17 protein-coding genes and 4 pseudogenes are annotated in these 22013 nt (G+C 56.7%); 18 read left to right on the forward strand and 3 right to left on the reverse strand.

Annotation, left to right across the window (positions count from 1 at the left end; genetic code table 11):
- Positions 1-183: 183 nt before the first annotated feature.
- Complete coding sequence (locus KW837_RS07655; protein ID WP_009043509.1) at positions 184-564, forward strand: hypothetical protein; 381 nt, start codon at positions 184-186, stop codon at positions 562-564.
- Positions 565-748: 184 nt separating this feature from the next.
- Here KW837_RS07655 and KW837_RS07660 read toward each other — a convergent pair.
- Positions 749-997 (reverse strand): annotated as a pseudogene (locus KW837_RS07660) (tyrosine-type recombinase/integrase); the annotation flags it as partial.
- Between the two features lie 184 nt (positions 998-1181).
- On the opposite strand from KW837_RS07660, the gene KW837_RS07665 reads away from it, so the two are divergent.
- Positions 1182-2231 carry a DUF3592 domain-containing protein gene (locus KW837_RS07665; protein WP_218395096.1) on the forward strand — a complete coding sequence of 350 codons (1050 nt, stop codon included), beginning with the start codon at positions 1182-1184 and terminating at the stop codon, positions 2229-2231.
- 332 nt (positions 2232-2563) lie between these two features.
- On the opposite strand, the gene KW837_RS07670 is transcribed toward KW837_RS07665, so the two are convergent.
- Positions 2564-3340: a nucleotidyltransferase domain-containing protein gene (locus KW837_RS07670; RefSeq protein WP_218395097.1), complete on the reverse strand. Its 777-nt coding sequence runs from the start codon at positions 3338-3340 to the stop codon at positions 2564-2566.
- Positions 3341-3578: 238 nt separating this feature from the next.
- Between KW837_RS07670 and KW837_RS07675 the strand changes: the two genes are divergently transcribed.
- A complete protein-coding gene (locus KW837_RS07675) occupies positions 3579-4754 on the forward strand; it encodes a PAS domain-containing sensor histidine kinase (protein ID WP_218395098.1) in 1176 nt (391 codons plus the stop codon).
- Between the two features lie 613 nt (positions 4755-5367).
- On the opposite strand, the gene KW837_RS07680 is transcribed toward KW837_RS07675, so the two are convergent.
- Positions 5368-6147 (reverse strand): SDR family NAD(P)-dependent oxidoreductase, encoded by a 780-nt coding sequence (locus tag KW837_RS07680; RefSeq protein ID WP_008075469.1) that lies wholly within the window; start codon positions 6145-6147, stop codon positions 5368-5370.
- A 282-nt stretch (positions 6148-6429) separates the two neighbouring features.
- On the opposite strand from KW837_RS07680, the pseudogene KW837_RS07685 reads away from it, so the two are divergent.
- From KW837_RS07685 to KW837_RS07755, 15 genes and pseudogenes are all read left to right on the forward strand, one after another.
- Positions 6430-6879, forward strand: a pseudogene (locus KW837_RS07685) (LuxR C-terminal-related transcriptional regulator); the annotation flags it as partial.
- Positions 6880-7306: 427 nt separating this feature from the next.
- Positions 7307-7960 carry a hydrolase gene (locus KW837_RS07695; protein WP_008075462.1) on the forward strand — a complete coding sequence of 218 codons (654 nt, stop codon included), beginning with the start codon at positions 7307-7309 and terminating at the stop codon, positions 7958-7960.
- A gap of 71 nt (positions 7961-8031) precedes the next feature.
- The gene (locus KW837_RS07700) at positions 8032-9036 is read left to right on the forward strand and encodes an MBL fold metallo-hydrolase (protein WP_218395099.1); all 1005 of its coding nucleotides are present in this window, start codon (positions 8032-8034) and stop codon (positions 9034-9036) included.
- A gap of 135 nt (positions 9037-9171) precedes the next feature.
- Positions 9172-10461: an OprD family porin gene (locus KW837_RS07705; RefSeq protein WP_218395100.1), complete on the forward strand. Its 1290-nt coding sequence runs from the start codon at positions 9172-9174 to the stop codon at positions 10459-10461.
- Between the two features lie 20 nt (positions 10462-10481).
- A pseudogene (locus KW837_RS07710) lies at positions 10482-10706 on the forward strand (Rhs family protein); the annotation flags it as partial.
- Positions 10707-10740: 34 nt separating this feature from the next.
- A complete protein-coding gene (locus tag KW837_RS07715; RefSeq protein ID WP_192344462.1) occupies positions 10741-11085 on the forward strand; it encodes a cupin domain-containing protein in 345 nt (114 codons plus the stop codon).
- 288 nt (positions 11086-11373) lie between these two features.
- Positions 11374-12750: a nodulation protein NfeD gene (locus KW837_RS07720; RefSeq protein ID WP_218395101.1), complete on the forward strand. Its 1377-nt coding sequence runs from the start codon at positions 11374-11376 to the stop codon at positions 12748-12750.
- Between the two features lie 318 nt (positions 12751-13068).
- A pseudogene (locus KW837_RS29030) lies at positions 13069-13259 on the forward strand (hypothetical protein); the annotation flags it as partial.
- Positions 13260-13661: 402 nt separating this feature from the next.
- Complete coding sequence (locus KW837_RS07725) at positions 13662-14651, forward strand: transporter (protein ID WP_218395102.1); 990 nt, start codon at positions 13662-13664, stop codon at positions 14649-14651.
- A 59-nt stretch (positions 14652-14710) separates the two neighbouring features.
- Positions 14711-15937: an MFS transporter gene (locus tag KW837_RS07730; protein ID WP_218395103.1), complete on the forward strand. Its 1227-nt coding sequence runs from the start codon at positions 14711-14713 to the stop codon at positions 15935-15937.
- 31 nt (positions 15938-15968) lie between these two features.
- A complete protein-coding gene (locus KW837_RS07735) occupies positions 15969-17420 on the forward strand; it encodes a carotenoid oxygenase family protein (protein WP_218395175.1) in 1452 nt (483 codons plus the stop codon).
- 324 nt (positions 17421-17744) lie between these two features.
- Positions 17745-18596 (forward strand): fumarylacetoacetate hydrolase family protein, encoded by an 852-nt coding sequence (locus tag KW837_RS07740; RefSeq protein ID WP_218395104.1) that lies wholly within the window; start codon positions 17745-17747, stop codon positions 18594-18596.
- Between the two features lie 3 nt (positions 18597-18599).
- Positions 18600-19421 (forward strand): IclR family transcriptional regulator, encoded by an 822-nt coding sequence (locus KW837_RS07745; protein WP_218395105.1) that lies wholly within the window; start codon positions 18600-18602, stop codon positions 19419-19421.
- A 21-nt stretch (positions 19422-19442) separates the two neighbouring features.
- The gene (locus tag KW837_RS07750) at positions 19443-21095 is read left to right on the forward strand and encodes a bifunctional 3-(3-hydroxy-phenyl)propionate/3-hydroxycinnamic acid hydroxylase (protein ID WP_218395106.1); all 1653 of its coding nucleotides are present in this window, start codon (positions 19443-19445) and stop codon (positions 21093-21095) included.
- Between the two features lie 16 nt (positions 21096-21111).
- On the forward strand, positions 21112-21960 hold the full coding sequence (locus KW837_RS07755) for a VOC family protein (protein WP_218395107.1): 849 nt from the start codon (positions 21112-21114) through the stop codon (positions 21958-21960).
- Positions 21961-22013 lie beyond the last annotated feature (53 nt).

Genomic DNA, 22013 nt, shown 5'->3' on the forward strand with positions numbered 1-22013 from the left:
GCCGAGGCTGCCTGAATCCGACTCCAAAGTGCCTATGGGCGCATCGTTCGAGGGTTCTGACGACGATCAGACGCTTGATGCCAAAAAGAGGCGGAGAGTTGATTCTGGCAAGCGATGAGCAGACATTTTTTTGCGATTTACTCTGATACGCTGCTGAAACACTCGTTTACAGGAGTTGTTCGCATGATTGGCAAGTTAATTTCGACGGGGTTCAGTTTGGCCACCTTGCCCGCCCGCCTGACTTTTCGCAGCGTCCGCGCCTTGGCCATGACGCCTGCCGAAGCCAGCCGCCTGCTGGCGGACATGCGTCAGGCATCGGATCAGGCGGTGCAGGAACTCCAGGGGCTGTTGGCCAACGTCGATGCGGACATGACCCACAAAACGGCGCACCTCAGTGCTGCCGACAAGCGCCTGGCAGCCGAACTGGCCCTGCACGCCGCCGAACAACACCTGAACATGGCCGCGATCAACATTCTGCGGGCCGTCTGGCTGACGCTTCACTCGACGCCGAACTTGCCGCCAAGCGAGCTTGATAAGCGGCTTGAACAGACACGTAACGACTAACAGACCGTCCGGCGGATCGGTCGATCCGAGCGAGAAATGGGAGCTCAGCATCCTTGAATCGGCGCTTCATGTGCAGGTGGGGTTTATGGAGCGCTTACAATTCGGTTAGTCAGTCCGGTTCACCTCACTGGCAGCTATTGGCGACAGTTTAGTTGCGACCATCGCAGAGGAATTACACCTCCGTCTATTCAGACATTTCTAGGGCATCATCGACCTCGATACCCAGGTATCTGACAGTGCTTTCAAGCTTCGTATGACCAAGCAGGAGTTGCACAGCTCTCAGGTTCTTCGTCCTGCGATAGATCAGCGATGCCTTGGTTCGCCGGAGCGTGTGAATACCGTACATGGTTGGGTCAAGGCCAATGGTTGTCACCCACGCTTTGACTATTCGAGCGTATTGCCTGGTGGATAGATGGTCTGAGCCGTGCAACCGTCACGGTGCGTGGTGGTCGCTGGGAACCGGCAGAAACCGGCCAGGAGCGGAAGCGCGGGAAGTTGCATTGCATTTGAGTATCTACGGACTAACCTCAGTGCATCATTACACCGCGCGCAGGGGGACTTGCCGCCAAGGTGTCATATCCCAACTGACCTCCATTTCACGTTGGCCAAGGAGTCTTATGAAGACCTTCTTGCTCTTGCTAAGGACGGCCCTGTTCGTTGTTTTATTTTCCTTTGGCTTGCTCTGTCTTCTCGTGTCTCTTTCCTCGTACAAGGAGGTGGACGAGACGAAGACTTGGCAGAAGTTGAATGCCACTGTCGCCACTGTCTCCATTTCTGAGGAGATGCGCAGTAAGGGTATGACCTATTGCTCTCTGGTTAACGTGACCTTTGAGTTGAGCGGACAGCAATACACTTATCCGCTCGAAATATCGCAGCGGCCCTGCAGAACCAGCCTGGAGTCGGTTGAAAGATCAGTTGCAACATTCAGGGAAGGAAAAGTGATCGAAATTCTTGTCGACCCAGCAAAGCCGGGTAGAGTGAAGCCAGGTACTTACTCACTAGGTGGGGGTTTTTACCTCGGCGTTTTCTTGGGCACGCTAGCCTTTATCGGGGCCGTAGCTGTCCTGGTGTTTCCTGCTAAGAAATCTGTCAAGTTGACGCAAGGAGAAAGCATTTCACATTCAACTTTGAGCAAGAAAGAAGTTCAGCAAGAAGTTCGCGAGCTACTCACCGCCGGCACTGCAAAGTCGGAAGTGTTTTCACAACTCTCCGGGCGGGGTGTAAAAGACAGTCATCTTGCCTACTTTATAGCTTCGTATGCAGATCCAATTCGTTGTGACGAGCACGATCGCAAGGTCAATATTCTCATCACGATAATGCTCGTCCAGGCTTTGATTGCATTCTTTCTGGGATTGGATATCGGCGCCAGGATGGGGCCAACGGCCAAATGGGTTATGGGTGTTTCAATGATCTTGATTCCCTTGTTTTTGGTATGGGGCTTCTACAACCATCGCGTCGGCGCCTACAACGCGTACATACTCCTTGCGCTTCTCCAATTCCCAAGATCGCTTGAGGGGTTTACATCGAGTCCGGCAACAACCACTATCGCATTAGCTATAAGTATCGTTATCCTGGCTTTTGTTTGGTACGTCCGAGGAAAAATCTTTCCAGACTTCGTCTTCGTCACCCCCAGGAAAATCAAAGGCAAGTACATATTTTCGGGCTGACCCTCATGCCGCCGGACCTGCCCGAACGGCTGTTCAGGCCTGTGAGTTCAATCGTTAGCGAAGACTGCTTCGGGTCGATTTCAGCCGGTTCAAGCAGGCAGCTTTTGGCCGATTGTGTTGAAAAAGTCGGCCATGGTTTGCGCATCCGAAAAGTACGCGTCCGAGATTGAAATCTTTACTTTGAGTAGAGGATTCCGGGCTCAGATTTCGCGTAGCTGCGCGCAAAAAGGCTTTTTTCAGCAGTCAGTATGCGGGCAGTCTGGAAGGACCGACTTTTTCAACAGAATCGGCCGATTTCTGCCTGTCACCAAGGGCTGCAATCGACTGTGGATTCAATCGGTTTCTGTCGCCATCCAGGTCAAAAAATCATGGACCTGAGTCGTAAACTCTTTTGGCTTCGCGTATGGGTTCCTTGCCTGGGACAAGAAAAAAGAGATCTGCATTCTCATGCACGGGTAATGCTGAACAAATAGCTCGACATGCTCCTCCAGTGTTTGCGGCCACATCAGGTCCTGTTCAGAACGAAGTACTTGAGTTGACCGGATGAGTTTGCGCGAGGCTTCGCGTTGCAGGCGTAGGGATTGCGTCGGTGTAGTCGCCTGATCGATAAGATCGGCATACCGGGTAAGTACGGATTCAAAGTCACCATTCACGGCAATGGCGATATTACGCGACGGCTTGAACCGGTCGAAGCGCTTGGTCAGATCATTCCCCCATAAGCAACGACAGTGATGCTTGAGCCAATACCCCCAGCTCAATCGATTGTCAGCCGCCAATACTTCAGAACGACTACCGATGTCGAAATCGATCTTGATGACTTCGGTATGCCGACTTTCCAGCGTGCGCCTTTTCGACTCGAGCATTTCGAGATCCTGCGACGTAGGAGGGCTGTGCAGAACAAGGGTTAGGTCTAGGTCGGAAACTCCCGGTACGGCGTCGCCTCTAGCGACGCTGCCATAAAGATAAATCCCGTCCAGCAGAGGTTCCGACTGGGCGAGCGTCATGCAAACGTCCGCCAGCAAAGCCTGAAACTGTGGCTGCACCTCGACGTTGGACACGGTGAGGATACAACCGTCTGCATCAATGCCGCGAGGATGGAATCGTTCCATGAAGCCGTCCGTGAGTTGTGTTCAGAGAGCTACTTTAACAGAGCCAATATTGACTGCTTCTGGCCGATTGTAGCCCTTCGTAACCGGCAGAAAACGGCCAGAAGCGGTCATTTACAGCTGGTGAAAACCCGAATTTCAAGGCCTGATAATCGCTGCGAATGTTGTAAATCTTCAGGCTCCTTGCGCAAGTGGTGTCTATAATTTTTCAGATATCGGCCCCATTGGTCAGTGAATACAAATGCCCGCAGATGACGATTCGCTGCCCGGTTCTGAAATTCTCTTCGACGAAGCTGATTGTGGCTTACTGCTTACCGCAGAAAATGGCCTGATCGCACAGGTCAACCTCACCTTCTGCCGCTGGATTGGCTACCGCAGGACAGAGCTGCTCGGTCGTCACATCCAAGACCTGATGAACCCTGAAGGGAGAACGTTTCACAAGGCGTACTGGGCGCCCCTTATGCAAATACAGGGCGTGATCGCTGATGTGAAATTCGATCTCGTTCACTACAACGGACATTCAATTCCGATGATGCTCAGCGCCATCCGTTGTGAGAGTTCTGCTGGCATATTTCATGAAATGACGCTGTTCAAAGCCGAAGATCGGCAAAGGTACGAGCGCGAACTGCTCAATGCCCGAATGCTCGCCGAAAGACATTTGGCAAAACACCTCAAGGATCAACGGGTAGTGGATATTACCCAAAACAAGCTGCGCCTCACTTACGCCGCGGCGGAAGACAGGGCCCTGTTCGCCGAGCAGCTTATCGGGATTGTCAGTCACGACCTGCGTAACCCATTGTCGGCGATAAAAATGGCAGCGGAGCTGCTGGGCCGCAGGGAAATGGATGCTAAACAAGCACAAATCCTTGGCCACATCACCCACTCCGCAGAACGCGCACAGCGTCTGGTGGCCGATCTGCTGGATTTCACCTTGACGCAGGTCGGGCGAGGAATCGCAGTCCTGCCCAAACCCGTCGATCTACACGAACTGGTGGCCGACTGCCTGGACGAGTTGAGTCTGGCGTTCCCCGGACATGAGTTGACCCACCTGCGTTATGGGCAAGGTGACTTTACTGCCGACAGTGATCGGCTGTATCAGCTCATCGGCAACCTGGTTGCCAATGCAGTAGCCTACGGTGCTGCCGATAGCGGAGTCACGGTTTCTTCGCGCTTCGAAGATCAAGCCATCATCCTTACGGTGCACAACCTTGGCACACCCATACCGCTGGAGTTGCTCCAGGACCTGTTCGAACCGATGATCCGTGGCAGTCATGACAATGCTGAACTTAGAAGTGTCGGGCTGGGCCTGTTCATTGTTCGTGAGATCGCACGGGCGCACTACGGCGAAGTGGCTGTAGCATCTTCTCTAACGAGCGGAACGACATTCACTGCAACCTTTCCTCGCACCTTAAGTTAGCTTGGATTGACCTTCACCCAGCCCCGTCGCCCTTCATTAATAGCCGACGATAGCCTGATGTGACTGGCCGCTATGGGTCGACTACTGCCCTTCGCAACAGGCAGCAATCGGCCGATTCTGTTGAAAAAGTCGATCATGGTTTCCACGGCTGGAAAGTATGTGCTTGAGATTGAAATCTTTGCCTTGAGCACAGGACTCCGGGCTCAGATTTCGCGTAGCTGCGCGCAATAAAGGCGTTTTCAGCAGTCCGTATGCAGGCAGTCTTGAGGGATCGACTTTTTCAACAGAATCGGCCAGGAGTGGTCAGTCGAAGCCAATATGATGGCGTTCCCCCTATATCGGCGTTTGGATAAGCTCGAAGCCTTCAAACGCAGCGAGCTTTGAAACCGTAATGCCTACTCGTGGCGATAAAGGCGGAAAATTTTCATTTTCAAAGCGTATAGGCGCGTCAGCGCCTTCCTTGTTCTCGAAGAAAAACGTGGAACATTCTTCGAGGTGTCGTCGCGCCATTGAATGCCCAGGGGGGACACTAGCCTTTCACGTCTCTTTACTTGGCGGCGCCGGTATTCAAATATCGCTTCCTCAAACTGCAAAGACTTAAGCTCCCCTGCCCTCAACGGGGGCTTTTGTTCTCAGAGAGGCAGTTGCCCCCGTCGACCACGAGAAGCTCGCCCGTAATGTAGCTGGACTCTGGAGAAGCAAGAAAAGCTACCGCCGCAGCGACCTCCTCTGGTCTACCGGCACGCCCTACGGGAACATACTGCGCTGCGATCACTTCCTCAGGTGTGCTGGACTGCGTCGCGATCCACCCAGGGGCAACAGAGTTCACGGTGATGCCGTATGGTGCGACTTCCAGCGCCAAGCTCATGTTCATCCCCACAATCCCCGCTTTCGCCGCCGCATACGCGGCCTCGCCAGGGTTGCTGACGCGGGTGCCGGTCGTAGAACTGATATGGACGATGCGTCCGTAACGACGATTCTGCATCCCCGGCAACACTGCGCGGGTCAGCAAAAATACAGTGGTCAGATTACGGGCAATCGAAGTGTTCCACATATCGACGCTCATATTGGCCACTTCAGAAAACGTTTCGGCTTCACCCTGAATCGCCATACCGGCGTTGTTCACGAGTACATCGATTCGCCCCCATAGCGATTCCGCCCAAGTCACCAGTTCGACGACCTGAGCCGGCTGAGTGAGATCTGCAGCGCGTCCTTGCACCTCATAACCTGCCGCGATCAGTTCCGCGACGCGATCATGGATACGGGCACTGCTGCCGGTGATGATCAGCTTTGCGCCCGAGTCCCCAAGCCGTCGCGCGATGGCGAGACCAATCCCATGTTCGCTGCCAGCTCCACTGACCAATGCGACCTGACCACTCCAGTTTTTGAACATTACGATGCTCCACAGGGTTACACAGGAAGTACTGTCTGACAGTCCAGAGTAGATGCTAGCTGCCCGCATCGATGCACTAAAGATTGTGAGCGGCAGCATTCGGCCAGACTGTGATGCATTGATAGCCTGTATGCGCGCTCAGTCGAGTAGGCCTTTACCTCATGAACTACTCAGGCTCCACACGCAACAATGAACGCATGACACAAGGATATCCCGATGACACTGGCTGACCTGCAACGGCTATCCGTATCTCAGAGCGAACTGGTTCTTCCCTATCTCCACGCGATTAACGCTGCCGGGCTTCCGTGGCCGGTCATTTTCATGACCGGTTTCGGCACCATCCCAATGTCGGTGCAAGCCATGAAAGCGGGAGCGGTGGAATTCCTGACCAAACCGTTTAATGACGACCAGTGGCTGGACATCCTGCGCCCCCCCCGTCAGCGTGCAGCGATGGCGTTCGAGCAATGGCAACGCATTCAGAGCGCCCGTCAAAGGGCGGTCCTGTTGACACCCCATGAGCGCGAAGTACTGCCGCTGATTGTCGCAGGGATGTCCAACAAGCACATCGCCAACCGGCTAGGCACCAGTGAAGTCACCGCCAAGGTCCACCGCAAACACGGGCCATGGGGCAAGCAGTATCCGACGGTAGTGGCTGCTTGGCGCCGCGCTTGGGATCGTGTGATCCCATTTTTCGTTTTCCCGCCTGCGATCCGAAAAGTGATCTACACGACTGTCTACGCAAACCCTTCAGCGGCGACGCGTTGCTGACTGCTGTCGAGATGGCGCTTCAACCCCGGCACTAGAGTCATCAGGATGAACACCGCCAGTGCTCGCGCCCTCACCTGTGCCGGAACCACTCGACAGCACCGCCATTCAGGCCGCTACAGGTTCACATCTCTGGGCGTGAATCATTTCCCCTCACCTGCAGTCGTCAAGTGATGCCCATCGCTGCCGTCACCCGATAAGCGTTCCGCTGTCTTATCGAGAAACCGCACGCTATCGCACAAACATCCCAAACCACAGCACACCTGTTCAATCTCGGCCTTGTGGAATGCGTGACCATCTCCCCACGAAAGACCCGATGAGTTTTTCATCAACTCAACGGCACTTGTCGTCGAGCAACCCAAATAACCCTCGCCAATACTTAAGGAAAAATATCATGGCCCTCGCAAAAGCAGCTCCAGGCAAAACCCTTCTTACCCCAACTGACCATACCTTGATCATGATCGACCATCAGTCGCAAATGTCCTTCGCGACCAAGTCGATTGATGCTGTGACCCTGCGTAACAACGCCGCGCTGGTAGCCAAGGCCGCCCGGGGCTTCGAAGTGTCGACCATCCTCACCACCGTTGCCGAAAAAAGCTTTTCCGGCCCGATCTTCGACGAGATCAAGTCAGTGTTTCCGGACCACAAAGTGATCGACCGCACCAGCATGAACACCTGGGAAGACGAACGCATCGCCGTTGAAGTCAACGCCTTCGGAAAACAGAAAATCGTCCTCGCCGGTCTGTGGACCTCCGTGTGCATCGTCGGCCCGGCGCTGTCAGCTATCGATCAAGGCTTTGAGGTGTACTTCATCGCCGATGCCTGTGGCGATGTCTCCATTGAAGCCCATGAAATGGCCGTGCAACGCATGATCCAAATCGGCGCCCGCCCAATGACAGCACTGCAATATCTGCTGGAGCTGCAACGTGACTGGGCTCGCAGCGAAACCTACGAGGAAACCGTCAAGACTTCGATCGCCAATGGCGGGGCCTACGGCCTGGGGCTGATCTACGCCAAAACCATGTTCCAGGCCTCTGAAGGCCATTGAGCAATGACAGCGGCTGCGCGCAGGCGTAGCCGCTTTTTCACGCCTTTCTCATTGCAACCAGGACGCAAGCCATGAGTCTTCTTAAGCACCTCCCCTCCTGCTTCAAGGGCTCACTGATGGCCCTGGGTCTCACGCTTGCAGGCAATCAAGCCCAGGCGGCGCCACCGCCGCCACTGCAAACCCAGGCCCCCGGCTATCAGCGCCTGGCGGTGGGTGAATACGAAGTTACCGCGTTGTTCGATGGCTACAGCGACCTTGGGCCGACGCTGCTCAAAGGCCTTTCGCAGAAAGACATTCGCGCCATGCTCGAACGCAAGTTCATTTTTACCCCCGGCATGCCGACCGCGTTCAACGCATTCCTGATCAACACCGGTAAAAACCTGGTGCTGGTGGATGCCGGTGCCGGTGCTTGTTTCGGCGGAACCGCGGGCTGGCTGCCCGACAACATCCGCGCTGCCGGTTACCAACCTGAGCAAGTGGATACCGTGTTGCTCACCCACATGCATGTCGATCATGTCTGCGGCCTGATCAATACCAAGGACGAACCGGTGTTCGCCAACGCCACCGTGTATGCAGCGAAACCGGAGGCCGATTACTGGCTCAGCCAGGAAAACCTGGACAAGGCCCCAAAAGACGCCCGTGGCTTCTTCGAGGTCGCCCGTAAATCGGTGGCCCCCTATGTCGCCGTCCACCGGTTCAAAACCTTCACCCCCGAGCAGTCGCTGATGCCCGGCGTGAGCGCGGTCAGCCTGCCCGGCCATACACCCGGCAGCAGTGGTTACACGTTCAGCTCCAACGGCCAGAGCATTATGTTCATGGGTGACCTGGTCCACAGCTTCGCCGTGCAGTTCCAGCATCCAGAAGTGAGCATCGGCTTCGATGTCCAGGGTAAACAGGCCGTCGTGACGCGTGAAAAACTGTTCAAACAGGTCGCTCATGACCGTACCTGGGTTGCTGGTGCTCACTTGCCCTTCCCTGGTATCGGGCATATCAGCGGTCGCGAAAAAGCCTTCGCCTGGGTGCCCGTCGAATACGGTCCTTACCAGCGACCGAAAAATGTTCCGCTAATCCAGTGATCCCCCCTGGACATAATCCGACTTCACCGCGGGAGTTCCCACTCCCGCCCTGCATATAAAGGTCCGTGTGCAGTGCAGATATATGCATCCGAAAATCTCAACGCGACCGGACCTTGGGCGCCCTTATGGTTGGGCATGTTGCTCACCAGTACAGCCGGAACCGCGATAGCCGCTGAGCCCGCACACACCGCACAAGGTTTGCTGGCAGGGTCGACGCTTGAGGTGCTCAGCCGAAACTTTTACCTCAACAATGACTATCGATCGCCCTCGCCGGCAGACAAGAGTTACAAACAGGAATGGGCTCAGGGTTTCATCACCTCGTTCGAATCCGGGTTCACCCCTGGCATGATTGGAGTGGGTATCGACGCCCATGGATTTCTCGGCTTGAAACTGGACGGCGGCAAGGGGCATTCCGGAACGGGATTGTTGCCTCTGGATCATGACGGACGCAGCGAAGACAACTACTCCAGTGGTGGTGGAGCCCTGAAGTTGCGAGTCTCTCGCACCCTCCTGGCGTTCGGTGAAATGACTGTGGAAACTCCGGTGTTCGATACGGCAGACAAACGCTTGCAACCGGAATACGCCACGGGCTTGTTGATCGACAGCCGTGAAATCGATGATGTGCATCTGGTGGCCGGTCACTTCACTGCTTTCAAGAATCTGGATGCGTCCACCAGCAAGGGCGACTTTTCCGGCTACGGTGTGAGCACCGGTACGGGCGGCATCGATTTTATCGGGGCCAGCCTGTTCGAAGATCGCCCAGTGGGCGGTGCCTTTTATGCATCGCAACTGAGCGACACCTGGCGTCAGTACTACGCCAACCTGCACCTGAAACAGTCCGGTTTTTTCCTCGACGGCAATCTTTACCACACTCAGGACTATGGCGAGGCCGTGGCAGGAGCGATCGATAACAGCGCCTACAGCCTGTCGGGCAAATACACCACCGGAGCCCAAGCCTTCACCCTCGCCTATCAAAAAATCAACGGCGACACACCCTTCGACTTCGTCGGTGGTGATTCCATCTACCTGGCCAACTCGATCAAGTACGCTGATTTCAACGGCCCCCATGAACGCTCCTGGCAGGTGCGCTACGACTTCGACCTCGGCACTTTCGGCCTGCCCGGCTTGAAATTCATGGCCCGCTACGTGACCGGGCGTGGCATCGACGGCACCCAGGCACCCAAGGGCGGCGCTTATAACCCGTTCGACCCGCGCACTGGCGATTACCAACCTCAACAAGGGGATGGCGGCCGGCATTGGGAACGCGATATAGACCTGCGCTACATCGTGCAGTCAGGCCCGGCCAAGGACTTGTCCGTGCAGCTGTCCCATGTGACGCATCGAGCAAATAACGCTCAGGCCGGCGATGACATCGATCGGGTTTATGTGGTTATTGAGTACCCGCTCAAGCTGGGATCGCTTTGAGCCTTCAAGGTATTAGCCCCCAGCGCCACTATACTTACGACGCCAACGGCAACCTTGCCGGTATCGACGACAGCCGCAAAGGCAACCGCAGCTATCACTACGATCCGCTCGACCGCCTGATCAACGTCCGTGGCACCACCCCGGAAAGCTTCGTCCATGGCCCGGCAGGCAACCTCCTCGGCCAAGGCGAACAACCAACCGCGAACCTGGCCAACGTCAAAGGCAACCGATTACACCTTTTGGGATGTGTACTTCTAGTCAGGCAGAGAGGAGAGCACGATGAGCAACGAACAGGAGGCACCTGAGACCAAAGGTGTTGCGGTGAAGTTACTTGCAACGGTAGACCTCGGCCCTGAGATCGAGGGCATGGCAGGGCGCCAACTTAGAATGCGTATGGTGACCATCGAGCCTGGAGGCGTCTTCGGACCGATTCACAACCATAAAGACAGACCCGGCACCGTCTACATACTGCAAGGAACGATCACTGACCATCGAAATGGAGTCGCCACGGACTATGGGCCTGGCGTGGGCTGGCCCGAGGACAGGAACACCACACACTGGCTTGAGAACAGAGGCACGATTGCGGCGGTGGAGATCTCGGTCGATATTGTCAGGCAACCGTAAGCTCAGGCCCGACAACACGGTCGAGCCTGATACGCGGCTCAACGCCAAACTGATGCGCCAATGGGCCGGGATCACCGACATGACCCGGGATTCTGACGGTTCACCAGCAACCTGATCACTCTGATTGACCTGCCAACCAATGACGACAGGGCATGTCGTTCGAAATGTTCAGAATCGTCCCTATCTCCATAGGCAATGGACTAACCTCCGCGCCCGCATCACCCATGACTGACTCAACTACGCTTTGAGTGAGGGTTGTAGGCTGTCATATCCGCAACTGGAGGTCCCGTGAACAGTCACTGGTGGTGCCGCCTGCTCTTGCTAATCATACTGATCGGGTTACCGACGGGTTCGACGATGGCGGCAGGCAGTGTCGTAGTACTGACCGTCAACGATGCTATCGGTCCGGCCAGTGCCGACTACGTGGAGCGCGGCTTGGCGCGTGCGGTGACCGAGGGCGCGCAGTTGGTGGTCATCAGCCTCGACACCCCCGGCGGGCTGGACACCTCGATGCGCTTGATTATTAAGGCGATTCTGGCCAGCCCCTTGCCAGTGGCAAGTTTCGTCGCCCCCAGTGGCGCACGTGCGGCCAGCGCCGGCACCTATATTTTGTATGCCAGCCACATTGCCGCGATGACCCCCGGCACCAACCTGGGCGCTGCTACACCGGTGCAGATCGGCGGCCTGCCCGGGACCGCGCCCGAACCGCCAGGCCCACCCACCACCGACAAGGATTCTGCGCGTGAACCGCAAGATACCTTGACTCGAAAACAGATCAACGATGCGGCGGCTTACATCCGTGGCCTTGCACAACTACGTGGACGCAATGCCGACTGGGCCGAACAAGCGGTACGTGAATCGCTCAGCCTGTCGGCCCACGAAGCGCTCAAACTCAAGGTGGTCGATTATGTGGCCAATGACGTGGCAGACCTGCTCAAGCAACTGGACGGCAAGAGCCTGAATGTCTCTGGTCAAATGTTGAAGCTGAACACCGCCGGGGCTGCACTCATCGACCATGCGCCTGATTGGCGCACACAACTGCTGGCGGTGATCACTAACCCCAGCGTAGCGTTGCTGCTGATCATGTTCGGGGTCTATGGCTTGATCTTCGAATTCATGAACCCAGGGTCGGGTGTTGGTGGGGTGCTCGGTGGCATCTGCCTGTTGCTGGGGCTGTATGCCCTGCAATTGTTGCCCGTGAATTACGCCGGGGTCGGACTGATCCTGCTAGGGATCGCCTTCATGATCGCCGAGGCGTTTCTACCGAGTTTCGGTGTAATCGGCTTCGGTGGGGTGGTTGCTTTTGTAGTGGGCGCAGTGATTTTGATGGACACCGATGTACCGGGCTTCGGCATTCCATTGACGCTGATCATCGGCATGGCACTGATCAGCGCCCTGTTGCTGATGACGCTGGTCGGCGTGGCGCTCAAGGCCAGACGCCGTGCCTTGGTCAGCGGCGATGCGGGCTTGGTCGGCAGCCAGGCCACGGTGACGGGACTGCTGCCGGGTCTGCCGATGAGCGGCTGGGTGCAATTGCAGGGCGAAAGATGGCAAGTACAGAGCCGCTCGCCCCTGCACCTGGGCCAGCAGGTCCGGGTGGTGGCGCGCACGGGCGTGATGCTGGAGGTCGTTGCGCTGGAGGAAACGCCATCGCGAGGAGATTGATGCGTGTTCGTGCTGCCAGTCCTGCCGTCCGAAGGCCCGCCTTATGCGGGCTTTTACCCGCGTTTTCGTATCCGCCCTGTCATGCCTTCGTCACACCTACCCTGCACAATGCGGTCAGCCAAAAGGATTTGGCCCCATCGACAGAGCGCTCGGCCAAGTGCCGGTTTTTTTCGTTCCAGCGACATGCTTTTCACGAAGTGCTCACATTACGGAGCGCAGATTGAACGGACAAAAGGATTTGACCCCATACAGAGAGCCCGCCATGCGCGGGCTTTTTGTTGTCAGCCATTCCTGCGGCTAAGTTCCCCACTCTCTCGAATGGAGTCGAAGCGATGCCCTCCCCTGAATACTCTCTCCCTGATGCAGTTCGGCGATCAAGCACACCAGCACTACCAGGCGCTGATCCTCGCGGCACTGCAAGCTATCGCCGGCATTCCCTATCGTATTGGCAGCCACGACCACGATGAGCTTGCACCGGCCTTCGCTGCTATCACCTCATTTACTCACGCCCAATTGAGGCCGGAGGTTCTGGGTCCGACCGGACTATCGAGACGCACGACCAGAAACACGATGTTCAACTTTGCGTGCCACTTTCAATGCTGAACGACCGCTTCTTAGGCGTTTTCCGAGGCCAGGCGCCTGGCATTACGCTCCAACTGCCGATGGACGCGCGGATCGATGCCCCTAGCGTCAGCTCGCCGACGACTGATGCGTCGTCCGGGCTAAGGATGATCACCGCCCCCTCTGCCGTTCAGACGGACCCGAGCGATGAACCATGTCGCCCCTCCTGCATCATGGCGCGCTCAGTCAATTCTGGCCGTTGTGCTCAAGCATCACAAACACCCAAGAATTAAAGTCGAAGCGCCAGGGGTAGCTACCCCGCTCACAATTCCAAGAATAGAGCCACTCCGATGAGCCTGACAAAATCTCTGCCAGCATGCCTGGCACTCAGCTTCGCATCGTTTGCCACCTATGCAGCAGATGGTCCACCACCTTCGGTGAATGAGCCAAGCGGTATCAACCTGGGCGGCACCAGCTTTTACGACGGTTTCGCGGGGCCACCCGGCTTATCACATCTGACCTATCTAAAATTCAGCACCGCACGCAGCATCAAGGACAACGCTGGCAAGGATAATGGCGCCTTCGATAACCCCAAGATCAACATCATCACGCTGATCAATCAGTTGAGCTATTACTCACCTGACTCCATCGGAGGCGGTGCGCACCTGGGCTGGAGTCTGTTGGTGCCAATCGTATCCCTGGACGGTGACTTTGGTGACGACGGCCCCAAGCTCCAGGATAACGGCACCGGCCTTGGTGATATCGTGGTGGGGCCTCAGATCCAGTTCGATCCAATCGTAAACGCCCACGGCAGGCCCGTCTTTGTGCAGCGCCTGGCCTTCGATACCATCCTTCCAACCGGTAAATACGACAAACATAAAGACCTGAACCCAGGCTCCAACTTCTTCTCTCTGAACCCTTACTGGGCAGCGACCTGGATGCCAGCTCCTCGTTGGGAGGTGAGCTGGCGGCTGCACTACCTGTACAACTTCAAGAACAACGACCCCGCTAGTAGTTCAGCGCAATTCTTCGAAGGACAGCCTGTACGCGACACCCAGGCAGGACAGTCGGCGTGGGCCAACTTCACAGCTTCGTATGAAGTGGTCCCCAACGTATCGGTCGGCATCAACGGGTACTACTTCAGGCAACTATCAGATGACGATGTCAACGGGAGTCGGCTGAGCGACTCTCGGGAAAAGGTTTTGGGCGTCGGCCCGGGCCTGTTCTGGAAAATCAGCGATGGCCAAGGCTTTTGGCTGAACACCTATAAAGAGACCGGCGTCGAGAACCGCGCCCGAACGGATTACGCCGTCCAGATTCGTTACGCCCACAAGTTCTGACTGACGTGTGCGCCCGCCCATGCATGAGGAGCGGGCCCCTTTACCCGAGGTGATGCTTCATGAACGCGCTCGAATCCATCGACAGCAAAAAATCATTGGCCGCTGTTTGCCTGATGATGGTCATATCTCTAGGAACGCTACAGATCCAGCCTATCCTGGGCGGAGCTTTTATCGACCAACTCGACTTGCCTCTTAATGCAATAGGCGCCATTTTCGCAGCAGAACTTATTGCAATGGCGGTCGCTTGCGGCGTTTGCGCCATGTTGATGGTGAACGTCGACCGGCGCCGCTTCGCCTTGGTTGCCTTGCTGATCCTGGCATTAGGTAATCTAGCCAGCACTCAGCTCCACAGCCAGACTTCGTTACTCATTTCCAGAATGATCTGTGGCGCAAGCGGTGGCGCTGTTATGGCGGTTGTCTACGCCACAGCAGCCCTGCGCACATCTAAAGATGCCACTTTCGCGGTCATCAATATCGGCAACCTCCTCTGGGGCATGCTGCTCGTGACCTCCATGCCTATGATCCTGAAATCATACGGCGTGAATGGCGCGTTTTCCCTATTGGCTATCACCAGCGTGCTCGCGGCGCTGGGTTGCTTGAGAGTGCCCAAGCGGTACCCTGAAACACATCGCTTGGCGATCGGTTCGGTCCAGCCATTTGGTCTCACATCCATCCTGTTAATCATGCTTTTTGTGCTTCTGTTTTTTGGGCATTCCGCTCTGTGGGTTTACCAAGAGCGCATCGGCAAAAGCATTGGCCTGGAACCGCAGCAGATTGGGGGGATTCTGGGGGGCAGCATCCTTGCCGGAGCCCTTGGGGCAGGTCTTGCCGGGCTGATCGGACGGCGCCTGGGTTTGCTGTTTCCGCAGCTATTAAGCTTCGGTACAGCATTGTTGGCGACGCTGGTCATGGTCTATGGCAATAGTCCCATTGCTTTTGTCGCCACTGCCTGCCTGATCCATATGGTGTGGTTTTTCAGCCTGCCTTACCTGCTTTCCATGGCGGCCGAACTGGACCCTTCCGGCCGATTGGCCGGACTAGGTAACGCCGCCATTTTTATCGGCCAAGGGCTCGGCCCATTTGGTGCAGCACTAGTCGTCGGTGAGGGACATTTCCGGGCAGTCGGATGGCTGGCTGCCTCAGCCTATTTGATAGCCCTGGTTATCTCGTGTCTGGTCGTTGCGCGCTTTCGTCGAGGCGTGAAGCCTTCCGGACCAGCAATCCCCTCTGTCAGCCTGAAATCCCCCAGGAGGATGGTGGCTGCTGATGACCCATCCCATCAATGAACAAAAATGCCCATCATTAGAGGTTGTCCTGATGACCAGCCAATTTCCCCAAACCCCTGAATTTTCCGGCGCTCTTTATACGCCCAGCCGCGTGGAAGCAGAGGTGTTCGACCTCGAGATTGAAGGCGCCCTTCCCGCCTCGATCCGAGGGACTTTTTATCAGGTCGCGCCAGACCCGCAGTACCCGCCCTTGCTGGGCAACGATATCTTTTTCAACGGTGACGGGATGGTCAGCGGCTTCTACTTCGCCGACGGCAGGGTCTCGATGCGACGCCGCTACGTGAAGACTGATCGTTTGATGGCTCAGCGCCGTGAAGGTCGTTCGCTCAATGGCATCTATCGAAACGTCTACACCAATGACCCGCTCGCGGCGAAGAACAACACGACTGCGAACACAACCGTGGTGCCGCACAATGGCGTCCTGCTTGCGCTCAAAGAAGATGCCATGCCCTGGGCAATGGATCTCGAAACGCTGGAGACCCTTGGCGAATGGAATTTTGACGACCAGGTCAAATCAGCGACATTCACAGCCCATCCCAAGCTCGACCCGGCAACAGGAAACCTCTTGGCATTCAGCTATGAAGCCAAAGGGGACGGCACGCCTGACCTGGCCTATTTCGAAATCTCGCCGGACGGGAAACTACTGCATGAGATCTGGTTCCAGGCACCTTATGCGGCCATGGTTCATGATTTTGCGGTGACCGAACGCTACGTAGTGTTCCCGCTGATTCCATTGACGGTGGACGTCGAACGCATGAGAAACGGCGGGCCGCATTTTCAATGGCAACCCCATCTACCTCAGCTTTTCGCCGTGGTGCCACGGAATGGACGCGCGGAAGATGTTCGTTGGTTTAAGGGCCCGAAGGACGGCTTCCAAGGCCATACGCTCAATGCGTTCGATGACAATGGCAAGGTTTATGTAGACATGCCGGTTACCGGCGGGAACATCTTCTACTTCTTTCCACAGGCGGACGGTCATGTCCCGCCACCCGAAACGCTGGCGGCCTGCCTGATGCGCTGGACCTTCGACCTGACCGGTACGCGGGATGACATTCAACCGCAGCCATTGACTGACTATCCCTGCGAGTTTCCAAGGTGTGATGACCGCTACATCGGTAGAAAGTACGAACACGGCTTCATACTCGCCTTTGATCCAGAGCGCCCATACAACCCTGCGAATGGACCGATGCCGTTTCAATTCTTCAACCTGCTGGCTCATGTGAACCTGAAAACAGGAACCACCGACGCCTGGTTCCCCGGTGACAGCGGATGCTTCCAGGAGCCCATTTTCATTCCGCGCTCCCCTGATGCGGGGGAAGCAGATGGCTATGTCGTTGCCCTTCTCAATCTCATCGCAGAAGGTCGTAGTGAGCTCGTGGTTCTGGATTCTCGCGACATGGAGAGCGGCCCCATTGCACGAATCAAAATCCCATTCCGGATGCGCATGTCGTTGCACGGTTGCTGGGCGCCAAGCAAAAAATGAAGCAATGAACTGTCCGCTGAAATGACCAGAAGTCTGTGATGAACCCAGCCGGAATGCGGCTTCTATCCTTCTGAGTCCCACAGCATCGCCGACTGCATGACATTTCTAACGTCACTGTCCCGTATTGCCTGTTCCTGAGGGTCGGCAAAGAGCTGTCCACAACACACAAAAACGAACTATTTCTGTATTGCGGGATTTATTAAAATTCCCACTTTACAGGATTAAATCACACAACTAGATTAAACCTCAGCCGCCGCGCTTACCCACGGCCATGCCTTTTTGCACCCCGTGCGCATGCACTGATCCTCTATCAAGGAGCACTCAATGAAACTCGCGAGCTTTATTGTTCAAGGCCGTAGCACTTACGGTGTTGTCGACGGCGATCAGGTTATTGACCTGGAATCGCTCAAACTCACCTTCGGCACCGATCTCAAGCAAGCCATTACCAACAACCGTCTGGCCGATCTGACCAGCGTCGTTCTGGCGAGCCTGCCGCGCATCCCGCTGGCTGAAGTGACCTTTCTGCCCGTTATCCCGAACCCGGGCAAAGTGCTGTGCATTGGCATCAACTACGCCACTCATGTGCGTGAAACCGGTCGTGAGATGCCGACCTACCCGATGATTTTTACCCGCTTCGCCGACAGCCAGACCGCCCACCTGCAACCCATCGTTCGGCCCAAAGCCTCGCACAAGCTTGATTTTGAAGGCGAGTTGGCGGTGGTGATCGGTAAACCGGCGCGTCACGTCAAACAGGCCGACGCGCTGGACTATGTAGCCGGTTACGCCTGCTACAACGATGGCAGCGTCCGCGACTGGCAGAAGCACACCATTCAGTTCATACCGGGCAAGAACTTCCCGAACACCGGCGGCTTTGGCCCTTGGCTGATTACCAGCGACGAGATCGGTGATCCGCAGGACTTGGAGCTGACCACCCGCCTGAATGGCGAAGTGATGCAGCACACCAGCACCAGCGACATGATTTTCGATGTCCGCAAGCTGATCGAATACTGCTCCACCTTCACCGAACTGGCTCCCGGCGACGTGATAGTCAGTGGTACCACCGGTGGCGTCGGCGCTTTCCGTGAGCCGCCGGTATGGATGAAGCCGGGCGATGAAGTCGAGATCGAGATTTCACGAATCGGCATCCTGCGCAACAGCATCGTCGACGAGCACTAAGCAATGGACAGACTATCTGAATCACAACAACTGCCAGATCAGGATACCGACACCAAAGGATCGAGCCTGGAACGCATGCTGCGGGTACTCGATCTGTTCACCGAAAAGAGTCCGATCTGGGCTGTCGACGACATGGTCTGCGCATTGGGGTTTACCCGCTCTACCGTCTACCGCTATGTGCGTGAACTGGCCGAGGCGAACTTGTTGTTCCAGGTCGAAGCCGGGCGTTACGCGCTGGGTGCCCGGATCATTACCTGGGACCGCCAGTTGCGGCTGAGCGATCCGCTGGTGCGCGCGGCGCAATCGCTGGAGCCGGGCTTCCCACGCTGGAGCGAGCAGCAAGTCTGGCTGATCTGCCGACTGTTCAAAGACCAAGTGGTCTGTATTCACCAGCACGGTGATTTGTTCAGCGAGGTCAGCTATTCACGCGGTTCACCGAGGCCGTTGTTCCTGGGCGCGACCTCCAAGGCAATCCTCGCCAACATGAACGCGCGCCAGCACAGTCAGCTATTTCTTGAAAACCCCGATGAGGTGCGCGCCAGCAACCTTGGCCAGACCTGGGAACAGTTCCGCCGTTCGCTGCAGCAATTACGTCGTCAGGGATATGTTGCCAGCGCAGGCGAGGTCGACCCGGGCGTCTACGGGTTGGCCGCCCCCATATTCGATGGCGACGGCAAAGTCGTCGGCAGCATCAGCTGCGTTCGCCCGATTCAAGAACGCGACAGAGCTCAGGAAGAAGGACAGGGACAGCAAATCCTTGCCTTGGCGCAGAAGCTGTCGCAGCTCATGGTGGCACTCGCCAACCGTCCCAAGCAATTGGACTGAGCCATCCGTAAGGGAATAACAATGACAACCCTCAACAGTATCAACACCGACGTGCTGATCATCGGCGCCGGTCCTACAGGACTGACCCTGGCTAACCTGCTTGGCCAGGCAGGTGTGAACACATTGATCATCGATCGCAAGCCCGGGACCGTGACCGAACCTCGTGCCGTCTCGATCGATGATGAATCCCTGCGCACCATGCAGGCCGTCGGGCTGGATGAAGCCGTATTGCGTGATGTGGTGCCTGGCTACGGCGTGCACTATTTCACTCGGCCCGGTGGCCGCTGCTTCGGCAAAGTCGAGCCTACTGGCAAGTTGTATGGGTTCCCCAAGCGCAATGCCTTTCGCCAGCCACTGTTCGAGGGCACCCTGAAGAAAGGCCTCGAACGCTTTGCCAGCCTGACGGCGCGGTTCAGCCACGAGCTGCTGGAATTCAGTCAAGACCACCATGGCGTGCGCGCGCTGATTCGTGACGCCGATGGCGAGATGATGGAAGTCAACGCTGCCTATCTGGTCGCCTGCGACGGCGGCCGTAGCCCGGTGCGCAAGCAACTCGGAATCGAGATGGTTGGCTCGAGCTTCTCCTCGCGCTGGCTGGTGGTCGACACCGATCAAGATGACGATCCATTCTGGCAAACACGCGTGTACTGCGATGCACGCCGCCCTGTCGTAGAAGTGCCCGGTCCCCACCGTACCCGCCGCTTCGAGTTTCTGCTCAAGCCGCACGAAACGGATGAACAGGTGCTCAGCGACACTCGCCTGCAAGCGTTGCTTCAGCCCTTCAAGGGCAACACCCCGGCATCCATCGTGCGCAAAACCGTTTACACCTTCCACGCCCGGGTTGCCGAGCGGTGGCAAGTAGACCGTGTGTTTCTCGCCGGCGATGCCGCCCATCTGACCCCGCCTTATGCCGGACAAGGCATGAACAGCGGTGTTCGCGATGCCCATAACCTGGCCTGGAAACTGATTGGCGTGCTGAAGGGCAAAATGGCTGATACGGCTCTGCTGTCTTACGAAAGCGAGCGTCGCGATCACGCCTGGGCACTGATCAGACTGGCCTTGAACCTCGGCGTGGTCATGGCGCCGGCAACCGTCTTGCGCGCTCGCTTGATCAGCGGTGCATTCGCGTTGATCGGCCTGCTGCCACCGTTGCGGGACTATTTCCTGCAAATGCGCTTCAAGCCTAAACCCCGATTCACCAAAGGACTGGTACTGACCGAAGGTGAAGCCGGAAAACTCTCCTGCGGGCACATGTTCCCTCAACCGATGCTCACCGATGCCCAGGGCCAGGCATCTCTGCTCGATGACTCGATCGGCGCCGGCTTCGCCTTGATTCAGTACGGCGACCACACCCGCCAACGCATCGATGAACTCCAGCATGGCTTCTGGTTCCACCTTGAAGCCAAACGCATTCTGATCCTTCCCGAGCATGTCAAAACAATGCCTTCGATACCTGGCTGCACGGTGCTTCATGACCGCCAGGGGTTGCTCAAAGAAATACTGGGCGATTCAAACAAGTTTTTGCTGCTGCGCCCGGATCGCTATATCGCCGCCATCTTCGACAAGGCCGGCGAAACAAAGGCTGCCGAGTCGTTGCAGTCGTTGTTCGGCGTCGCCTCGGCGATACCCCGAAGCCGAGACCCGCATCACGCCAGTCTTTCATTGACCCCTTAAAGTCACGGAGGTGTTTATGCAAACCCTACAGACCTGCACCCCTGCGCGCCTGTGCTACCTGCACCTGGCGAGCAAAGAGCCGCAACGACAAATCGATTTCTATCGGCGGATGCTGGACATGGACGGCCTGGCGCAACCCGATGGCAGCTGGATACTCAGTGGCCCACAACGCGCCATGCTCGTGTCGCCCGCCGATCACAGTGGCCTGCTCGCGGCGGCCTATGACCTGGGCGATCAGGCTCGGCTGGGAGAACTGCGCGCTCGCCTGATCGAGCACGACTGTGCTGTCGAAGACATCGACTCACCGTTGCTCGAACCGGGTGCCTTTCTGATTCGTGACCCTCAGGGCCGGCAAACGATATTTGGCGTATCTCGCACTGATTCCGGTGTCGACCGACAAGGCATGCCGGGCCGCCTGCAGCACGTGGTATTCCAAACCACTGAGCTGGAAGCCATGATCGATTTCTACGTCAATACGGTCGGGTTTACCGTCTCGGACAATGTCGTCGATGAGCAGACCGGCCAGCTCATGGTGTGCTTCCTGCGCTCGGATGATGAGCATCACTCGCTGGCGTTTTTCCGCGGTTCGAACAACGAATGGGATCATCACTGTTACGAAACCAACGAATGGAATGACATCCGCGACTGGGGTGATCGCTTCGCCAAGGAACGTATCACCATCTTCTTCGGCCCCGGCCGACATGGGCCGGGCAACAATCTGTTCTTCATGGTGGTCGATGCCGATCGCAACCGCCTGGAGTTCTCGGCCGAACTGGAAATGACCGATGCCGCCCGCCAACCCGGTGTCTGGCCGCAAGGGGAATACACGCTCAACTCCTGGGGACGCGCCTGGATCAGGAGCTGAGCACTTTTTTACAGACAAGGTTTTGCATCATCAACTTCCTTAATCGACGCGGC

The sequence above is a fragment of the Pseudomonas sp. PDM24 genome, assembly GCF_019218905.1.
Lineage (GTDB): Bacteria > Pseudomonadota > Gammaproteobacteria > Pseudomonadales > Pseudomonadaceae > Aquipseudomonas.